This window comes from Ruegeria sp. AP11, from assembly GCF_056535865.1.
On record NZ_JBQFJB010000001.1, the window covers coordinates 2,651,523 to 2,670,296 of the forward strand.

Sequence of the window (18,774 nt, forward strand, 5' to 3'; positions counted from 1 at the left end):
TCAAGCCTCCTTCAGCTTGGATGCGGCGTCGTGGATGGCGGCGCGGATGCGGGGATAAGTGCCGCAGCGGCACAGGTTGCCCTGCATCGCCTCGTCAATGTCGGCATCGGTGGGTGCGGGGTTTTCGGCCAGAATAGCCGCGGCCTGCATGATCTGACCGGACTGGCAATAGCCGCATTGCGCCACCTGATGATCAACCCACGCCTGCTGGATCGTGGCCATGGCGTCGGGCGTGCCTAGACCTTCGATCGTGGTCACATCACCCCAGACGTCCGACAGCGCAACCTGACAGGACCGCACCGCCTCACCATCGATATGCACGGTGCAGGACCCGCAGGCGGCGACCCCGCAGCCGAATTTGGTGCCGGTCAGGCCGATCTCATCACGCAGAACCCAAAGCAGGGGGACATCATCGGGAAGGTCAACCTGATGGGTGTTGCCGTTGATCTTCAGAGTGGTCGCCATGGCGCACCTCATTTGGCTGTGGCTGGTTGCTGACATAATTATCGAAAAGTGTCAGGGTGTCAATTGACAAAATCGGCAGAAAATGTCAGAGCGGATTTATGAAAGACGAACTGAACGATCCCAAGCAGCAAGCAATCCTGGCTTCGGCGCTGGAAGCCTTTGCAACCTACGGGTTTCGCAAGACATCAATGGATGACATCGCCAAGGGCGCGGGCATGTCACGTCCGGCGGTGTATCTGCATTACAAAAACAAAGAGGCGATCGTTCGCAGCCTGACGCAAGCGCACTATGCCGAGAAGATCGAAAACGTGGCGCAAGCCCTGTCCGGTGACGGCAGCGTTTCTGAACGACTGGCGCGCGCGATTGATTGGCAGACCAAAGGGCTGTCCGAGATTCTCACCTCACCCCATGGCAAGGAAATGCTGGATACCAGCAAGTCGACTGCCCCGGATATTCTGGCCGAAGGCGAGGCCGCGCTGGCCGCGCTCTATGCCGACTGGCTGCGGGGCGAGGACCGCGCCGGACGTGTCCGCCTGCCCAACGGGCCGGAGGAGACGGCCGAGACCATCAACGCAACCCTGATGGGCGTTAAGCTGACCGCAAGCAGCGCCGATGAATTCGAGCGGCGCATTTCGCAACTGGCCGAACTGCTGGGCGCGGGGCTTGAGGTCAGGTGACGCGCTGACGGATTTTGTATTCCGGTTTGTCCCAGAGATTGTTGGCGATGATATCGGCCAGAATGTCGACCGCCTGTTCCACATCGGTTTCATCGACATAAAGCGGCGTGAAGCCGAACCGCATCACGTCTGGCGCGCGGAAATCACCGATGACACCCCGCGCAATCAGCGCTTGCATGGCGGCATAGCCTTCCGCGAACCGGAACGAGACCTGACTGCCGCGCCGCTGCGGATCGCGGGGGCTGGCGAGCGTCAGGCCGGGGCAGGTGGCCTCGACCCGGGCGATGAACAGCTCGGTCAGTTCGATGGACTTGGCGCGGACATCCGCCATGTCGGCCATGTCCCAGATATCCATCGCCGCTGACAGCGCCGACATTTGAAGCACCGGAGGGGTTCCGACCCGCATCCGCTCGATCCCCGCACCGGGACGGTAATCCAGATCAAAGGCAAAGGGGGCCTCATGCCCCAGCCACCCCGACAGCGCCGGGCGCACCTTGTCCGACAGGCGCGGGGCGATATAGATGAAGGCGGGCGCACCGGGGCCGCCATTTAGGTACTTATACGTGCAACCGACCGCGAAATCGGCATTGCACCCGGCCAGATCGACAGGGATGGCACCGGCTGAATGAGCAAGATCCCAGACCGTGATCACCCCGTTTGCATGGGCCAGTTCGGTCAGCGCCTTCATGTCGTGCATGCGGCCTGTGCGGTAATCGACTTCGGTCAGCATCAGCACCGCGACCTCTTCGGTGATCTGTGCGGCAACACCTTCGGGGTCGACCACGCGCAGTTCATAGTCGGGCCCAAGCGACCGCAGCAGGCCGTCCGCCATGTATAGATCGGAGGGGAAATTGCCGTTGTCAGACAGAACCACCTTGCGGTTCGGGTTCAGTTCCAGTGCCGAAGCGACCGCCTGATAGACCTTGATCGACAGGGTGTCGCCCACCACGACGCTGCCGGGTTCGGCCCCGATTAGGCGTCCGATCCTGTCGCCCAGGCCCGTGGGCAGGCCCATCCACCCGGCCTTGTTCCAGCCGGTGATCAGCAATTGCCCCCATTCGTCCTGCATCATGCCCGCCACGCGGTCGCTGGCCGATTTCGGCAGCGGACCCAGAGAGTTGCCGTCCAGATATAAAACGCCGTCAGGCAGGTGGAACATGGATTTGGTTTTGGAGAAATCAGTCATGGCAGGGCTATGCCTTTCGGAAACGGTCAGGTTGTAACCGGCCTATCTGATCCGGTCTGGCCTGTCTATTGTTGCAGACTGCGATGCGCCTTGTGGCGATGCGACACCCTGCGCTTTTGCCAATGCTGTCAGAAAACGGTAGGACAGCGATCAGAAGCGACATGTGCCACTGTGTGTCGCCGTGTTAGGGGATGGCCATGCGCCTGATCGACATACCGCCCCTCTGGCTTGTGGGCTTCGCCGTGCTCGCCTGGGTGCAGGCACGCGTATTGCCTTTGGGCCTGTCACTGGATGGTGCGGTGACCGATCTCCTCAGCGGTATTCTGATCGGCGGCGGTATCATTCTGGCCATCATGGCGGTGCTTGAGTTTCGCCGCCACAAGACGACGGTTTTTCCACATGAAATGCCGACGTCCATGGTGCAAACCGGGATCTACAAGCGCAGCCGCAACCCGATTTATCTGGGCGACGTTCTGATCCTGGCCGGGCTGATCCTGCGCTTTGATGCGGTGCTGTCGTTGGTGCTGATCCCGATCTTCGTCTGGCTGCTGGAACGACGCTTTATCATCCCGGAAGAAGATCGCCTGCGCCGCACATTTCGCGCCGATTTCGCCCGATACGAACGCAAAACCCGAAGGTGGATCTGAGGGTGTGTGCCTTAGGACACAACGTTATAATTGCTGCGCTTGCGAAACAATCTTGCGCAAGATAAGTGTCTGCTTGTCAAACAATGCCGGACACCCGCCTGGCTTGAACCAAAAATTAGGGGGAACCGACTGGTGAAGATAGGAACGCCAAAGGAAATATTTAGTGGCGAGAACCGGGTCGCGATGACGCCGGACTCGGCGGCTCAGTTGCAGAAGCTGGGATATGAGTGTCTGATCGAGAAGGGCGCGGGTGCTGCTGCGGGCTTTTCGGACGCCGCGTATGAGGCGGCGGGTGTCGAGGTCGTCAAGACCGCTGCCGCGCTGTGGAAGGCGGCTGATATCATTGCCAAGGTACGCCAGCCGAACGAGACCGAGCTGAAGCGGCTGACCAAGGACAAGACCCTGATTTCGTTTTTCAATCCCGCCGGGAATGAAGAGGGGATGGAACTGGCCAAGTCCAAGGGCGCGACCGTTATCGCCATGGAAATGGTGCCCCGTATCAGCCGCGCGCAGAAAATGGACGCGCTGTCGTCCATGGCCAATATCGCAGGCTACCGCGCGGTAATCGAGGCGGGCAACAACTTCGGACGCTTCTTCACTGGTCAGGTGACGGCGGCCGGCAAGGTGCCACCCGCGAAGGTGCTCATCGTCGGTGCCGGTGTGGCTGGTCTGGCGGCCATCGGCACCTCGACCTCGCTGGGCGCGATTACCTATGCGTTCGACGTGCGCCCCGAAGTGGCCGAACAGGTCGAATCCATGGGGGCCGAGTTCGTCTATCTGGATTTCGAGGAAGAACAGCAGGACGGCGCGGCCACCGGCGGGTACGCCTCGGTCCAGTCTGAAGAGTTCCGCGAGGCACAGCTGGCCAAGTTCCGCGAACTGGCGCCGGAGATGGACATCGTCATCACCACAGCCCTGATCCCCAACCGCCCGGCGCCCAAGCTGTGGCTTGAGGATATGGTCAAGGCGATGAAGCCGGGCTCGGTCATTGTTGACCTTGCGGCGGAACGCGGTGGCAACGTCGAAGGCACCGTGCCGGATGAGAAGGTGGTGACCGACAATGGCGTCACCATCATCGGCTATACTGACTTCCCCAGCCGGATGGCGGCGCAATCCTCGTCGCTCTATGCGACCAACATCCGTCACATGATGACTGACCTGACGCCCGAGAAGGACGGCAAGGTCAATCACGACATGGAAGATGACGTGATCCGTGGATCGACGGTGACCCATGAGGGCGAGATCACCTTCCCGCCGCCGCCGCCCAAAGTGCAGGCGATTGCGGCGCAGAAAAAGCCCGAGGTCAAGGAACTGACCCCGGAAGAGAAGAAGGCACAGGAGATTGCTGCCTTCAAGGCGCAGACCCGGCAGCAGTTTACCCTGTTGGGTGTGGGTGGCGCGCTGATGCTGCTGGTGGGGCTGGTTGCTCCGGCCAGCTTCATGCAGCATTTTATCGTCTTTGTGTTGGCCATCTTTGTGGGCTTCCAGGTGATCTGGAACGTCTCGCATTCGCTGCACACACCGCTGATGGCGATCACCAACGCGATCTCGTCGATCATCATCGTTGGGGCCCTGATGCAGATCGGATCGGGCTCGTTCCTGGTCATTCTGCTGGCGGCGCTTTCTGTCTTCATGGCCGGGATCAACATTTTCGGCGGCTTCCTCGTAACCCGGCGCATGCTCGCCATGTTCCAGAAATCTTAAGGAGGCCAGGTAGATGGATTTTGGCTTCACCACTGCCGCTTACGTCGTTGCGGCTGTCCTTTTCATCCTTTCCCTTGGCGGTCTGTCGAACCAGGAAAGCGCCAAGCGCGCGGTCTGGTATGGCATCGTCGGTATGGCGCTGGCGGTTTTCGCCACGCTGGTTGGCCCCGGTTCAGGCCTGTGGCTGCTGTCGCTGCTGCTGATCGCGGGCGGCGGTCTGATCGGCCAATATGTGGCGCAGCGCGTGCAGATGACCGAGATGCCGCAGCTTGTGGCCGCGATGCACTCGCTGGTTGGTCTGGCGGCTGTGTTCGTGGGCTTCAACGCGCATTTCGAGATCGGCAACGTGGCGCAGGTCATGGCGATTGCCGACAGCGCGAAAGAGGCGGACCTGTCCGATCTGGGCGCTTTCGCCAAGCTGATTGCCAAGAAAACATCCGCGGAACTGGCGATCCTGCATGTGGAACTGTTCCTGGGCATCTTCATCGGTGCGATCACCTTTACCGGGTCGGTTGTCGCTTATGGCAAACTGGCGGGCAAGGTGACCTCGGCGGCGACCAAGCTGCCCGGCGGCCACGCGCTGAACGCGGCTGCTGCAGGTCTCTCGCTGATCTGCCTGATCTGGTACACCTCGACCGGTGGTCTGTTCCCTCTGTTCCTGATGACGCTGGCGGCGCTGTTCATCGGCTATCACCTGATCATGGGCATCGGCGGCGCCGATATGCCGGTGGTTGTATCGATGCTGAACTCGTATTCGGGTTGGGCCGCGGCGGCGATTGGCTTCTCACTGGGCAACGACCTGCTGATCGTTGTTGGTGCTTTGGTGGGCTCGTCCGGTGCGATCCTGTCCTACATCATGTGTAAAGCGATGAACCGGCATTTTGTCAGCGTGATCCTGGGCGGCTTTGGCGGCCCGCAGGGAGAGCAGATGGCGGTTGAGGGCGAACAGATCGCCATCGAAGCAGATGGTGTGGCTGCGGCTCTGAACGACGCCGATAGCGTGATCATCATCCCGGGCTACGGTATGGCGGTGGCGCAGGCGCAGCAATCGGTTTCCGAACTGGTCCGTAAGTTGCGTGCAAAAGGAAAGAACGTCCGATTTGCCATCCACCCCGTGGCGGGTCGTCTGCCGGGCCATATGAACGTTCTTCTGGCCGAAGCTAAGGTGCCGTATGACATCGTGCTGGAAATGGACGAGATCAACGAGGACTTCCCGGAAACGGACGTGGCGATCGTGATCGGCTCGAACGACATCGTGAACCCTGCGGCGCAGGAGGACCCCAACAGCCCCATCGCCGGTATGCCGGTTCTGGAATGCTGGAAGGCGAAACAGGTGTTCGTGTCGAAACGCGGTCAGGGCACCGGCTATTCGGGCATCGAAAACCCGCTGTTCTTCAAGGAAAACACCCGCATGTTCTATGGCGACGCCAAAGCCTCGCTGGATAAGCTGCTGCCGATGATCGACTGAGCAGGGTTATTTGATCCAATTGCAAAGGGCGCCTGCGGGCGCCCTTTTCTTGTTTGTCCAGGATGGGGGCTTTGCCCCCAAACCCCCAGAGTATTTTCGGCCGATGAGGGCCGTAGGATGTGGTAAGATGGTGCATTACTCAGGAGGGTGGCGATGCAGAAGGTGAACGGCATAGGCGGTGTGTTCTTTCGGGCCCGCGATCCGCGGGCGCTGAGCGCGTGGTACGAGGAGCATCTTGCGGTCAACTACTACGATCCCGTACCCTGGATGCAGCGCGAGGGGTATACGGTGTTTGCGCCATTTGCGCAGGATACGGAGTATTTCGGTCGACCTGAGCAGCAGTGGATGATCAACTTTCGCGTCGATGATCTGGCGGCCATGATCGCCCAGCTTCAGGCGGCTGGAATACCGGTCGAAACCAATCCGGAATGGGATAGCGAGGTTGGAAAGTTCGCCCGGATTCATGACCCCGAGGGCAATCCCATCGAGCTGTGGGAGCCAAATCAATGAGATAGCGGGATTGCATACCGTGGTATCCATGTAAGTATATGAAATAAAAAGAGAATTGATGTATTTTTCAGGTTCCGTATAGTGCGCGGGTCGAAACGGAGCCTCAGATGACCCCCATGGACGACCACCCGCTGCGTTATGCGCTGGCCAACGAACTGCACGCGCGGCCGTTTCCAACGGCGAATACACCTTGTACCGTTGTCTTTCTGGCGATCAAGAAACCCGAGGTGGCGGTTGCGCGGGATCGTGGTGAGGACATTGCGCATCTGATCAATCTTTTGGACCGTCACGGGGCACAGCATCCCCGGCCTGACGCCACACATTATTCGGGTCAGATCGGGCGTCATTTCCTCAAATGGGAACAGCATACGGAATTCGTGACGTATACGTCGATCACTCCTAACGTGAGTGATCGCCCGTTCAATCCGGCTGACTTCGAGGTTTTCCCCGAAGATTGGCTGATGGCCGGGCCAGGCCTGCGGGTGACTTCGACCATGATCCGTGTTGTTGAACGTCAGGATGATGCGTCAGTCCGTGCGGCTTTGACCGATTGGTTCGAACCCGAGAGTCTCGCTGTCGCGCAGGTGTTGGATAATGCCGCTATTTGCGCCAGTGATTTTCGTATCGATCCGGCCGGGCATATGCGGTTTGCGCTGTTTGTGGAGAAGGGAACGGGCGAACGCCGCACCGGTCGGGTGATTCAGCGTCTATGCGAGATTGAAACCTATAAAGCCATGTCGATGCTGGGTTTTGCCCGCGTCAAGCAACTTGCACCGCGTGTCGGGGAACTGGATGGGCAGTTGACGCGATTGATGGGTCAGATGCGGGACGATGCGGCGCATCCCGATGCGTTGTTGCCGGATCTGTTGTCGATCTCGACCGAGCTTGAGACCCTTTCGGCCCAGTGTTCATTCCGGTTCGGTGCAACCGGGGCATATGAGGCCCTGGTCAATCAAAGGATCGAAGTGTTGCGGGAAGAACGGTTCGAGGGTGGCCAGACCTTCGGTGATTTCATGATGCGCCGCTACGATCCTGCCATGCGCACGGTGAAATCGACCGAACGGCGGCTGCAGACGCTGTCAGATCGTGCGATCCGGGCGGGTGAACTGCTGCGGACGCGTGTGGATGTCGAGCGCAGTGCGCAGAACCAGGCTTTGCTGGAGAGCATGGATCGCCGTGCCGATCTTGCGCTGCGGCTTCAACATACGGTCGAGGGGCTGTCGGTGGTGGCGATCAGCTATTATGCGGTGTCTCTGGCCAGCTATCTGCTGTACCCGTTGACCAAGGCAGGGATCAGCAAGGGATTGCTTACAGCAATGCTGACCTTGCCCGTGGTCGCGTTGGTGTGGTGGTCCATCCGCCGTATTCGCCACCGGCTGGAAACCCATGATTGACCGGATAAAATCCCCTGTTCATCTGGCTCTAAATATCCCGGAGCGCGAAGCAGAGCTTCGCAAATGAAACAGCCGCCCCGAAGGGCGGCCGCATTTTTTTCAACGCAATCAGCGCCCGCGAATGCGCGGATCCAGCGCATCGCGCAGGCCATCGCCCAGGTAGTTCACACTGAGAACCGTCAGCGAGATCGCAAGGCCGGGCCAGAACACGCGTTCGGGGTATTGCTGCAGATAGTCGACGCCATCAAACAGCAGGCGGCCCCAGGTCGGGAAATCTGGCGGGAAGCCAAGGCCGAGGAAGGACAGTGCGCTTTCCGTGATGATCGCCGTTGCAATCCCCAACGTGGCCGAAACCATAATCGGCGACAGCACGTTTGGCAGGATATGCCGGGTGATGATCTGCGAATTGCTGGTGCCGATGGATCGCGCGGCCAGAACGAATTCGCGCTCCTTGATAGCCAGCACATCGCCGCGCACGATCCGCGCCGTGGGCATCCACGAGGTGATGCCGATGGCGCAGACGATCAGGATGAAAATCCCGCGCTCCAGCCCGAAGGCTGCGGACAAAGGCTCGCGGAACAACAGCATCATGACCAGCAACAGCGGCAGCAGAGGCAGGGCCAGGAACAGGTCGGTCAGGCGCATCAGCGGCCCGTCAAGCCGCCGGAAGAACCCGGCCAGAACCCCGATGAACGACCCAAGGAACAAGGCCAGCAGCATCGCCGTAATGCCGACCGAGACCGAGGTTTGTCCCCCGGACATCATCCGGGCCAGAATATCCCGTCCCAACTGATCGGTGCCGAACGGATGCGCAAGGCTCGGCCCCTGATTACGGGACCGAATGTCGATCTGGGTTGGATCAATGGTCCAGATGAAAGGCCCGAGATAGACGGCCGCCACGATGAAGATGAACAGGACAGCCCCGATCATAGCACCTTTGTGCGTTTTGAACTGATCCCACACATCGCGCCATTGGCTGCGGGGGGGCGTGGCCAGTTCCTCCATCACGTCCGCCGTTGGCAAGGCGGTCGAGGCCGGCGCCAGCCCTTCGTCAGGGATCAGCGTGTCTGATTTGTCGGTATCAGTCATAGCGAATCCTCGGGTCAAGAATGCCATACAGAACGTCTGCGATCAGGTTGAACAGCACGATCAGCACGGCAAAGATGAAGGTCAGGGTCTGCACCATCGGTAGGTCATTGGCCTGAATGGCCCCGATCAGCAACTGGCCGATGCCGTTCACTTTGAACACTTGCTCGGTGATGATGGCGCCGCCAAAGATGGCAGGGATACCCAGCGCGATCACGGTGACCACGGGGATCATCGAGTTGCGCAAGACGTGGACCATGACCACGGTGTATTCGCTCAGGCCCTTGGCGCGGGCGGTGCGGACGTAATCCTGATTGAGGTTGTCCAACATCGAGGCGCGCATGAAGCGGGAAAGCTGTGCGGTGATCTGCAGCGCCAGAACCATGACCGGCATGATCATCTGTTTCAACTGTACGACAAAGCTGTCCCAGCTGTTGACCACGTGAGTCGTGTCATAGATCGACGGGAACCAGCCCAGCTGGACCGAGAAGATCACGATCACCAGCACGCCCGAAAAGAAGGGCGGGACCGAGAAGCCGACCATCGACACGAAGGTGCCCATCTGGTCGAACCAGGAATACTGTCGGTAGGCCGAATAGATGCCGATGGGCAGGGCGATCAGGATGGCGACCACATATGCGGTGCCGACAACCCACAGGGTCTGTGGGATACGCTGAACGACGATGTCCATGACGGGTGAGCGAGTCTGCCACGAAATCACTCGCAGGTCGCCTTCGGAAAAGGTGGTGCCAAAGATCGAGTCGATCAGCACCTGCGGTTCAATCCAGAAGAACTGCACGATCCACTTCCAGAACCGGATATGCATCGGCTGACCGAGGCCAAGCGCCTCGCGCATCTTCTCTTTGACTTCAGGGGGGACAGTAAGCGGAACCTGCGCCATCGGGTCGCCGGGGGCGAGTTCGAGAAGCAGGAAAATGACGAGGCTGATGAACAGCAGTGTGGGAACGGCCAGCACCAGTCGTCTGATGGTGAAGTTTAGCATTAAGAGGCGCCTTTATATGCGTCTTCTTGTTGGGGTGCTGCAAATGACCGCGCCCCGAAGGCCGGGGCGCGGCATTGCACGGTTAGGGCTTAGGAACCGGTCTTGCGGTGCCAGTCCGCAATGTTCCACAGCTCGCTGTCCCAAACGTTCAGGACAACGCCACCCAGCGTGTTCGAATGCGCCGACAGACGACCGCGGTGTACCAGCGGGATCATGCCACCGTTTTCGACGATGATGTCATTCAGCTTCTTGGCGATCTCGGCGCGCTGCTCGAGACCGGCGGTTTCGGCCAACTGAGCGTGCAGAGCGTCGAACTCCTCGTTGCAGAAGCGGCTGATGTTCTCGCCCTGCCACTGCGACTCGGGCTTCGGTGCCTTGTCGCACAGACCGTTGCCCAGATAGGACTGCGGGTCGGTGCCGTTGAAGGTGTTGGCATACATTTCAACGTCAGCATAGAACTTCTGGAAGGTGTCGGGCGAGCCCGGATCACCACCGAAGAAGACCGATGCGTTGATGTTGCGCAGCTCGGTTTCGATGCCGATCTGGCTCCACCATTCCTTGATCAGCGCCTGGAAGTCCTGACGGACAGCGTTGGTCGAGGTCTGATAGACGATTTTCAGCGGTACACCGTCTTTTTCACGAACGCCGTCGCCATTGGTGTCAACGATCCCAGCTTCGTCCAGCAAAGCGTTCGCGCCCGCGATATCCTGCGTATCACAGGTCATCGAGGTCGAGTTGAACGCAGCAGGAGCTGGAACCCAGTTGCAGGTCACTTTGCCCGCCTGACCATAGCCGATTTCGACCAGCAGCGGGCGGTCGATGGCCATGGACATGGCTTTGTAAACGGCCGGGTCCTGCAGGAACGGATGCGGATGCGCGGCCGTCGAGCGTTCGCCTTCGGCCAGCTCTGGCGAAGGGTTGGTCTGGTTCAGCATGATACGCTCGACCAGCGGGCCGAAGCCTGCGACCGGCGTGCCTTTGCCGCCTTCCTGCATCTGCGCGATCACTTCGGGCGCAAGCTGCAGGTTCCAGGCATAATCGAATTCACCGGTTTCCATTACGGCACGACCAGCAGCTGTTGCATCACCGCCGCCCTTGAATGTCACGGTCGCAAAAGCAGGCTTGGCCGGATCACGATAGTTGTCGTTGGCGGCAAAGGTGATCACGTCATTCGGCTTGAATTCGGTAACCACAAACGGCCCGGTGCCGATGGGGTTAAAGTTCTGCTCGGTGCATTCGGGTGCTTTGGCGCCGAGGCAGTCCGCGAACTGGGCGGCCTGAATGATCGGGCTTTCGCCACCCACGAACGGGCCATAGGGGAAAGGAGTGGGGGCGTCGAATGTGACTTTGACGGTCAGATCATCCACGGCTTCGACCGAGGTGACGCCTTCGAATTTGGTCACCTGCGCACAGCCGCCCTCGGGGTGCATGCAGTAATCAGCGGTGAATTTCACGTCGGCCGAGGTGAACGGGGTGCCATCCGACCAGGTGATTCCCGGTGCGATTTTCCAGGTGATCGAGGTCAGATCTTCGCTGACGCCACCATTTTCCACGGTCGGGATTTCCGATGCCAGATACGGCACCATGTTGCCGTCCTGGTCATAGCGCGCCAGCGGTTCGATCACCAGCGAAGCCGATTCCACATCCTTGGTGCCGCCTGACAGGAACGGGTTCAGGATCGACGGCGCTTGCCAATAGATGATGCTGACATTGCCGTCCGAACCGCGCTCGGCAAAGGCCATCGGGGCCATCGCCGTGCTTGCGATCGCACCAAGCAAAAGGGTTTTGATTTTCATCATACACTCCATGTTGGACACTTGCGTGTCTCGATTATCTCCGCAATGCCTGCGGATTGGGCGTTGCCGCAATGGGGTGTAAGTCGTTGATAAACAACGATGGTGGATGTCACGCTAACGTGTATTCCGTCTTCTCCCCAAAACGGTTACGCGGCGTATCGAAACAGAGTTTTGAAAAATTGCAAGCCTTGGCTTGCGGTTTTTGACCAATTGGTTTGACTTTTCCCATCTCGCCGCCTTAGCGTTTGGCATCCGTTCAGAATTGCCGCGAAGGGGAGAGCGCGCGTGCTGGATCAGCCAATTGCCCAGATAAAAAAACTGCGTGTCGAGTTTCAGACCAAGGATGGCCCCGTCGTGGGGGTCGAGGATGTTTCGTTCGAGGTCAACCCCGGCGAAACCGTTTGTATCGTTGGTGAATCGGGGTCGGGGAAATCGGTTTCGTCGCTGTCGCTGATGCGGTTGGTCGAATTTGGCGGGGGTGAGATCGCGGGCGGTGAGCTGCTGTTTGATCGCCGCGACGGGGCCGAGATGGACCTGTCCGAGGCCGACCAGGATCTGATGAAACAGATTCGCGGCAATGAGATCGGGATGATCTTTCAGGAGCCGATGACAGCTCTGAACCCGGTATTCACGGTTGGCCGTCAATTGACCGAAGGTTTGCGCATCCACAAGGACATGTCCAAGACCCAGGCCGAGGAACGCGCGCTGGAACTGCTGCGACAGGTCCGCATCCCTGAACCAGAGCGTCGTTTGAAACAATATCCGCACGAGCTGTCGGGCGGTATGCGCCAGCGGGTTGTGATCGCCATGGCGATGGCGTGCGAGCCGCGCCTGCTGATCGCGGATGAGCCCACGACCGCGCTGGATGTGACCATTCAGGCCGAGATCCTGGCGCTGATGGATCGTCTAAAGCGTGAAACCGGCACGGCGGTGATGTTCATCACTCATGACATGGCCGTGGTCGCGCAGATGGCCGACCGCGTGGTGGTTATGTTCCGGGGCAACAAGGTGGAAGAAGGCACCGTCAAGGAAATTTTCGAAAACCCGCAGCACGATTACACCAAGGCGTTGCTGGCGGCGGTGCCGAAGCTGGGTGAAATGCAGGGCAAGTCCGCGCCTGAACCGATGAAGCTGCTGGGTGCCGAAGGCCAGACCATCGCGCCGATTCCGGGCACCGAAGAGGTGCTGCTGACGGTCAAGAATCTGACCACGCGATTCGCGGTCAAAGGTGGCCTGCTGCGCCGGACGATCTCGAACGTTCATGCGGTCGAGGATGTCTCGTTCACGCTGAACCGGGGACAGACCCTTAGCCTTGTGGGTGAATCGGGCTGCGGCAAATCTTCGGCCGGGCGGTCGATCCTGCGGTTGGTCGAACCGATGCGGGGCGAGGTCAATCTGGATGGCGTCGACATCATGAAGCTGGACCAGAACGGGTTGCGCAAGGCGCGGCTGGACATGCAGATGATTTTTCAGGACCCGTTCGCCTCGCTCAACCCGCAGATGCAGCTGGTCGATCAGGTGGCCGAGCCGATGCGCAACTATGGCGTGGCGACGGGGTCCGAACTGCAGGACCGGGTGGCACAGCTGTTCGACAAGGTGCAACTGCCGCGCAGCTTCATGCGCCGTTTCCCGCATGAGATGTCGGGCGGTCAGCGCCAGCGTATCGCAATTGCCCGCGCTCTAGCGTTGAACCCCAAGCTGATCATCGCGGATGAGGCGGTCTCGGCCCTGGATGTGTCGGTGCAGGCGCAGGTGCTGAACCTGATGATGGAACTGCAATCCGAACTCAGCCTCAGCTATCTGTTCATCAGCCATGACATGGCTGTGGTCGAACGGGTCAGCCACCATGTGGGTGTGATGTATCTGGGCCGTATCGTCGAACTGGGTCCGCGTGCCCGCGTGTTCGAGAACCCGCAGCACCCCTATACTCAAGCGCTGATGAAGGCGGTTCCGATTGCGGACCCGAACAAGCGGAAGTCGGAAAAGGATTTGAATTTCAAACCCATACCGTCGCCAATTCATCCGATTGATTACACGCCCGAACCTTCCGAGTACAATGAGGTCGAGCCGGGGCATTTTATCCTGACCACCGACAGCGGGTACTGATCCGCATGGCACAGCGCCTGACGCCGCTTGAGATCATGACCAGGCTGATCTCATTCCCGACGGTAAGCCGCGACACCAACCTGCCATTGGTGGATTGGGTCGAAGCGTATCTGCGTGAACATGGGATTGAATCACACCGCTGGCCCGACCCGGAGCAGCCGCATAAGGCGGCGATTTTCGCGCATGTGGGTCCGTGGGAAGATGGGGCCGTAGTTCTGTCGGGTCACACGGATGTGGTGCCGGTGGATGGCCAGCCGTGGGATACCGACCCGTTCACGGTGACCGAGAAAGACGGGAAATACTTCGGGCGCGGCACCTGCGACATGAAAGGTTTCGATGCGCTGGCGATCTGGGCGCTGGTCGAGGCGCATCAGGCAGGCGTCAGGCGCCCGCTGCAATTGGCGCTTAGCTTTGATGAAGAGGTCGGTTGCACTGGTGCCCCGCCCATGATCGAGGCGATGAGCAAAACGCTCCCGAAAGGTTCAGCGGTGATTGTGGGAGAACCATCGGTCATGCAGGCGGTCACCGGACACAAGGGCGGGTTCGGCTATGACACGCATGTGGTGGGGTTCGAAGTCCACAGTTCGATCATGCACACAGGCGTCAGCGCGATCATGGAAGCAGCGCCTCTGATCGACTGGGCCAATAAGCGCAATGCCGAGAGTATGGCGTCGCAACCGTCGGATATTGCAGCCGTGTTTGATCCACCCTGGACCACCTGCCATGTGGGGATGATCGAAGGCGGAACGGCGCATAATATCACCGCTAAGGATTGCCGCTTTGCGATGGATTTTCGCACCGTGCCCGATGAAAGCAAGGCCAGCTGGCGCGATGCCTATTTCCAGCAGGTGCGCGCGATTGAGGCCCGTATGCAGGCGGTTCGCCCCGAAGCGCGGATCAATCTGACCGAAGCCTTTTCGATCCCTGGTCTGGTGCCCGAAACGGATGGAGAGGCAGAGGCCCTCGTGCGTGCCCTGACCGGCGACAATGCCAGCCATGTGGTGAGTTATGGCACCGAAGCGGGTCAGTTTCAGGAGGCGGGTTATTCTGCGGTGATTTGCGGCCCGGGTGACATCGCGCAGGCGCATCAGCCGAATGAGTTCATCTCGGTCGCGCAATTCGAAGCGGGCCACGCGTTCATGCAGAGGTTGGTCGAAAAGCTGTCGACCTGACCCGCCAACCATGTGAAGGGAGACCTAAGATGCCGGTGAAGAACAGGCTTGCCGAGACCCATGGCGAGATCACCAAATGGCGCCGCCACCTGCATGCGAACCCAGAGCTGATGTATGATGTTCATCAGACGGCGGCCTTTGTGCAGGACCGGCTGAAGGAATTCGGCGTCGACGAGATCACCCCGGGCATCGGAAAAACAGGCGTGGTTGCGGTGATCAAGGGTCGCACCGATACCAAAGGCCGGGTCATCGGGTTGCGCGCCGACATGGACGCCCTGCCGATTGAGGAGGCGACGGGGCTGGACTATGCCTCGACCGTTTCGGGCAAGATGCATGCCTGCGGGCATGACGGCCATACCTCGATGCTGCTGGGCGCGGCGCAATATCTGGCCGAGACGCGGAATTTCGACGGCACCGTGGTGCTGATCTTTCAACCGGCCGAAGAAGGCGGGGCCGGAGGACTGGCCATGTGTCAGGACGGGATGATGGACCGCTGGGGCATTCAGGAAGTCTATGGCATGCACAATATGCCCGGCCTTCCGGTCGGAGAGTTCGCGATCCGCCCCGGGGCACTGCTGGCCTCGTCCGATGAGTTCGAGATCGTGGTTACCGGCAAGGGCGGCCATGCCGCCGCGCCGCATGAGGCGGTGGACACTACGCTGGTTGCCTCGCATATCGTGGTGGCCTTGCAATCGGTTGTGGCGCGCACGGTCAACCCGATCAAACGTGTGGTGCTGACCGTTGGGACGTTCGTGACCGACAGTGTCGCATCAAACGTGATTGCGCATACGGTTCGATTGCAAGGGACCGTTCGGACGTTGGACCCCGAATACCGAGCGATTGCCGAGGAACGGGTGCGGCGGATCGCCGAAGATACGGCGTCGGCCTTTGATGCGACGGCTGAAATGACGTGGACACCGGGTTATCCGGTGACGGTAAATTCCGAGACCGAAACCATCTATGCCGCCGAAGCGGCAGCGGCGGTGGCGGGCAGGGTCAATGACAGCACCGATCCGATCATGCCGTCGGAAGATTTCGCCTACATGCTTGAAGAACGGCCCGGAGCCTACATCTTTATCGGAAACGGGGACACGGCCATGTGCCATCACCCGGAATATAATTTTGACGATGACGCCATTCCCGCCGGGTGCAGCTGGTTTGCTGAACTGGTCGAACGGCGATTACCCGTCGCATAACAAACAGCGGAGGATCATATGCCAATTCGAAACCGGCTTGCGGAACTGCATCAGGAAATCACCGATTGGCGTCGGGACATCCATGAGAACCCGGAAATCCTCTATGACACGCACCGCACCAGCGCGCTGGTTGCCGAAAAGCTGAAAGAGTTCGGCTGTGATGAGGTGGTGAGTGGCATCGGGCGCACCGGCGTGGTCGGGGTGATCAAGGGCAAGACCGACACCAAGGGCCGCGCCATCGGCTTGCGCGCTGATATGGACGCGCTGCCGATGCAAGAGCAGACCGGTCTGGACTACGCCTCGAAAACCGAGGGCGCGATGCATGCCTGTGGCCATGACGGGCACACCGCGATGGTTCTGGGTGCCGCAAAGTATCTGGCCGAGACCCGGAATTTCGATGGCACTGCCATCGTGATTTTCCAACCCGCCGAAGAAGGCGGAAATGGTGCCGAAGCCATGTGCAAGGATGGCATGATGGACCGGTTCGGCATTCAGGAAGTCTATGCCATGCACAATGTGCCGGGCGTGCCCACTGGTCAGTTCGCCATCCGCTCGGGGCCGTTGCTGGCAGCTGCGGATGAGTTCGATATCCATCTGGAGGGCCGTGGCGGTCACGCGGCCAAACCGCATGCGACCGTGGATACCACGGTGATGCTGTCTCAGCTGATCGTGGCCCTGCAGACGGTTGTATCGCGCAATGCCGATCCGATCGAGCAGGGCGTTCTGTCTGTGACCTCGGTCGAGACTTCGTCGAAGGCGTTCAATGTCATTCCGCAATCGGCCCGTGTGCGCGGTACGGTGCGCACCCATTCCAACGCGATGCGCGCAGTGATCGAGAAACGTTTGACCGAGATTGCCACGGGTATCGCTGCCACAATGGGCGGCACGGCCACGGTGACTTACAACAAGGGCGTTCCGGTTACGATAAACGCCGAGGAACAGACGGGTTACGCCGAAGAGGCCGCGATTGCCGTGGGTGGCAGCTGCGGCGAGGCGCCGATGGTGATGGGGGGCGAGGATTTCTCGTTCATGCTGGAAGAACGTCCGGGCGCTTTCATCATTCTGGGCAACGGCGACAGCGCCGGGTTGCACCACCCCGAATACAATTTTAACGACGAGATCATTCCAATCGGATGCTCATGGTTTGCCGAAATGGTCGAGCGCCGGATGCCGGCGGCTTGAATTAGGAGAGAAAAGAGATGCCAGTCAAAAACCGCTTTGCCGAATTGCAGGAAGAAATCACCGCTTGGCGACGGGATATTCACGAAAACCCGGAAATCCTGTTCGAAACCCATCGCACCAGCGCTCTGGTTGCGGAAAAGCTGAAGGAATTTGGCTGTGACGAGGTTGTCACCGGCATAGGCCGCACCGGTGTTGTGGGCGTGATCAAGGGTAAGTCCGACAGCAAGGGTAAGGTCATCGGCCTGCGCGCGGATATGGACGCGCTGCCGATTCACGAGGCGACGGGGCTGGACTATGCCTCGAAAACCGATGGTGCGATGCATGCCTGTGGGCATGACGGGCATACGGCGATGTTGCTGGGGGCGGCGAAATACCTGTCGGAGACACGGAACTTCGATGGCACCGTTGTCGTGATCTTCCAGCCCGCCGAAGAGGGCGGCGGCGGGGGCCGCGAGATGTGCGAAGACGGCATGATGGACCGCTGGAACATTCAGGAAGTTTACGGAATGCACAACTGGCCCGGCAAGCCGGTTGGCAGTTTCTCGATCCGTCCGGGTTCGTTCTTTGCCGCCACGGATCAGTTCGATATCACTTTCGAAGGGCGCGGCGGGCACGCAGCGAAACCGCATGAGACCGTGGATACAACGGTACTGGCGGCGCAGGCGGTGCTGGCGTTGCAGATCATCGCCTCACGCAATGCGGACCCGATTGATCAGGTGGTCGTGTCCGTGACCTCGTTCGAGACCGCGTCCAAGGCGTTCAACGTGATCCCGCAGACGGTTCAGATCAAGGGCACCGTGCGCACCATGAGCAAGGACATGCGCGATCTGGCCGAAAAGCGGATCAATGAGATTTGCAACGGTATTGCCGCAACCTTCGGGGGCACGGTGGATGTGACCTATATCCGCGGCTATCCGGTCATGGTGAACACCGACGAGCAGACCGCGTTTGCCGCCGATGTGGCGCGGTCCGTGTCAGGGGATTGTGAAGAGGCGCCTCTGGTCATGGGCGGCGAGGATTTCGCCTTCATGCTGGAAGAGCGTCCGGGGGCTTATATCCTGGTGGGCAATGGCGACACGGCTATGGTGCATCACCCGGAATACAACTTTAACGACGAGGCCATTCCGGCTGGCTGCAGCTGGTGGGCCGAAATTGTTGAGCAGCGGATGCCTGCGGCTTGAT

General features: G+C 59.8%; 16 protein-coding genes. 11 read left to right on the top strand and 5 right to left on the bottom strand.

Annotation, left to right across the window (positions count from 1 at the left end; translation table 11 throughout):
- Positions 1 to 465, bottom strand: a complete 465-nt coding sequence (locus ACR3E4_RS13285) for a (2Fe-2S)-binding protein (RefSeq protein WP_480529966.1) — start codon at positions 463 to 465, stop codon at positions 1 to 3.
- Between the two features lie 98 nt (positions 466 to 563).
- Between ACR3E4_RS13285 and ACR3E4_RS13290 the strand changes: the two genes are divergently transcribed.
- The gene (locus ACR3E4_RS13290) at positions 564 to 1,142 is read left to right on the top strand and encodes a TetR/AcrR family transcriptional regulator (protein ID WP_480529965.1); all 579 of its coding nucleotides are present in this window, start codon (positions 564 to 566) and stop codon (positions 1,140 to 1,142) included.
- On the opposite strand, the gene kynU is transcribed toward ACR3E4_RS13290, so the two are convergent.
- Positions 1,135 to 2,328 (bottom strand): kynureninase, encoded by a 1,194-nt coding sequence (gene kynU, locus ACR3E4_RS13295; protein ID WP_480529963.1) that lies wholly within the window; start codon positions 2,326 to 2,328, stop codon positions 1,135 to 1,137. The two genes, ACR3E4_RS13290 and kynU, sit on opposite strands and share 8 nt — an antisense overlap.
- Positions 2,329 to 2,525: 197 nt before the next feature.
- Here kynU and ACR3E4_RS13300 point away from each other — a divergent pair, with 197 nt between their 5' ends.
- The 5 genes from ACR3E4_RS13300 to ACR3E4_RS13320 all read left to right on the top strand — a co-directional run bounded on the left by ACR3E4_RS13300 (position 2,526) and on the right by ACR3E4_RS13320 (position 8,051).
- Positions 2,526 to 2,975: a methyltransferase family protein gene (locus tag ACR3E4_RS13300; RefSeq protein WP_480529961.1), complete on the top strand. Its 450-nt coding sequence runs from the start codon at positions 2,526 to 2,528 to the stop codon at positions 2,973 to 2,975.
- 132 nt (positions 2,976 to 3,107) lie between these two features.
- Entirely contained in the window at positions 3,108 to 4,679 is a 1,572-nt protein-coding gene (locus ACR3E4_RS13305) for a Re/Si-specific NAD(P)(+) transhydrogenase subunit alpha (protein WP_480529959.1), read from the top strand.
- 13 nt (positions 4,680 to 4,692) lie between these two features.
- The gene (locus ACR3E4_RS13310) at positions 4,693 to 6,147 is read left to right on the top strand and encodes an NAD(P)(+) transhydrogenase (Re/Si-specific) subunit beta (protein ID WP_480529957.1); all 1,455 of its coding nucleotides are present in this window, start codon (positions 4,693 to 4,695) and stop codon (positions 6,145 to 6,147) included.
- Positions 6,148 to 6,300: 153 nt separating this feature from the next.
- Positions 6,301 to 6,657, top strand: coding sequence for a VOC family protein (locus tag ACR3E4_RS13315; protein ID WP_480529955.1), 357 nt, complete (start codon positions 6,301 to 6,303; stop codon positions 6,655 to 6,657).
- A 107-nt stretch (positions 6,658 to 6,764) separates the two neighbouring features.
- A complete protein-coding gene (locus ACR3E4_RS13320; protein WP_480529953.1) occupies positions 6,765 to 8,051 on the top strand; it encodes a DUF3422 family protein in 1,287 nt (428 codons plus the stop codon).
- 108 nt (positions 8,052 to 8,159) lie between these two features.
- Here ACR3E4_RS13320 and ACR3E4_RS13325 read toward each other — a convergent pair whose 3' ends face one another.
- The 3 genes from ACR3E4_RS13325 to ACR3E4_RS13335 form a co-directional block, all read right to left on the bottom strand.
- The gene (locus ACR3E4_RS13325; RefSeq protein ID WP_480529951.1) at positions 8,160 to 9,140 is read right to left on the bottom strand and encodes an ABC transporter permease; all 981 of its coding nucleotides are present in this window, start codon (positions 9,138 to 9,140) and stop codon (positions 8,160 to 8,162) included.
- Positions 9,133 to 10,140 carry an ABC transporter permease gene (locus ACR3E4_RS13330; protein WP_480529949.1) on the bottom strand — a complete coding sequence of 336 codons (1,008 nt, stop codon included), beginning with the start codon at positions 10,138 to 10,140 and terminating at the stop codon, positions 9,133 to 9,135. Before ACR3E4_RS13330 ends, ACR3E4_RS13325 begins: the two co-directional genes overlap by 8 nt.
- 89 nt (positions 10,141 to 10,229) lie before the next feature.
- Positions 10,230 to 11,936 (bottom strand): peptide ABC transporter substrate-binding protein, encoded by a 1,707-nt coding sequence (locus tag ACR3E4_RS13335; protein ID WP_480529947.1) that lies wholly within the window; start codon positions 11,934 to 11,936, stop codon positions 10,230 to 10,232.
- A gap of 285 nt (positions 11,937 to 12,221) precedes the next feature.
- Between ACR3E4_RS13335 and ACR3E4_RS13340 the strand changes: the two genes are divergently transcribed.
- From ACR3E4_RS13340 to ACR3E4_RS13360, 5 genes are read left to right on the top strand one after another with little or no spacing between them, the layout of a single operon-like run.
- Positions 12,222 to 14,042: an ABC transporter ATP-binding protein gene (locus ACR3E4_RS13340; protein ID WP_480529945.1), complete on the top strand. Its 1,821-nt coding sequence runs from the start codon at positions 12,222 to 12,224 to the stop codon at positions 14,040 to 14,042.
- 5 nt (positions 14,043 to 14,047) lie between these two features.
- Positions 14,048 to 15,214: an acetylornithine deacetylase gene (gene argE, locus ACR3E4_RS13345; protein ID WP_480529943.1), complete on the top strand. Its 1,167-nt coding sequence runs from the start codon at positions 14,048 to 14,050 to the stop codon at positions 15,212 to 15,214.
- A gap of 29 nt (positions 15,215 to 15,243) precedes the next feature.
- Complete coding sequence (locus tag ACR3E4_RS13350; RefSeq protein WP_480529941.1) at positions 15,244 to 16,410, top strand: M20 aminoacylase family protein; 1,167 nt, start codon at positions 15,244 to 15,246, stop codon at positions 16,408 to 16,410.
- A gap of 18 nt (positions 16,411 to 16,428) precedes the next feature.
- Entirely contained in the window at positions 16,429 to 17,592 is a 1,164-nt protein-coding gene (locus ACR3E4_RS13355; protein WP_480529939.1) for a M20 aminoacylase family protein, read from the top strand.
- Between the two features lie 17 nt (positions 17,593 to 17,609).
- On the top strand, positions 17,610 to 18,773 hold the full coding sequence (locus tag ACR3E4_RS13360) for a M20 aminoacylase family protein (protein WP_480529937.1): 1,164 nt from the start codon (positions 17,610 to 17,612) through the stop codon (positions 18,771 to 18,773).
- Position 18,774: the final 1 nt, after the last annotated feature.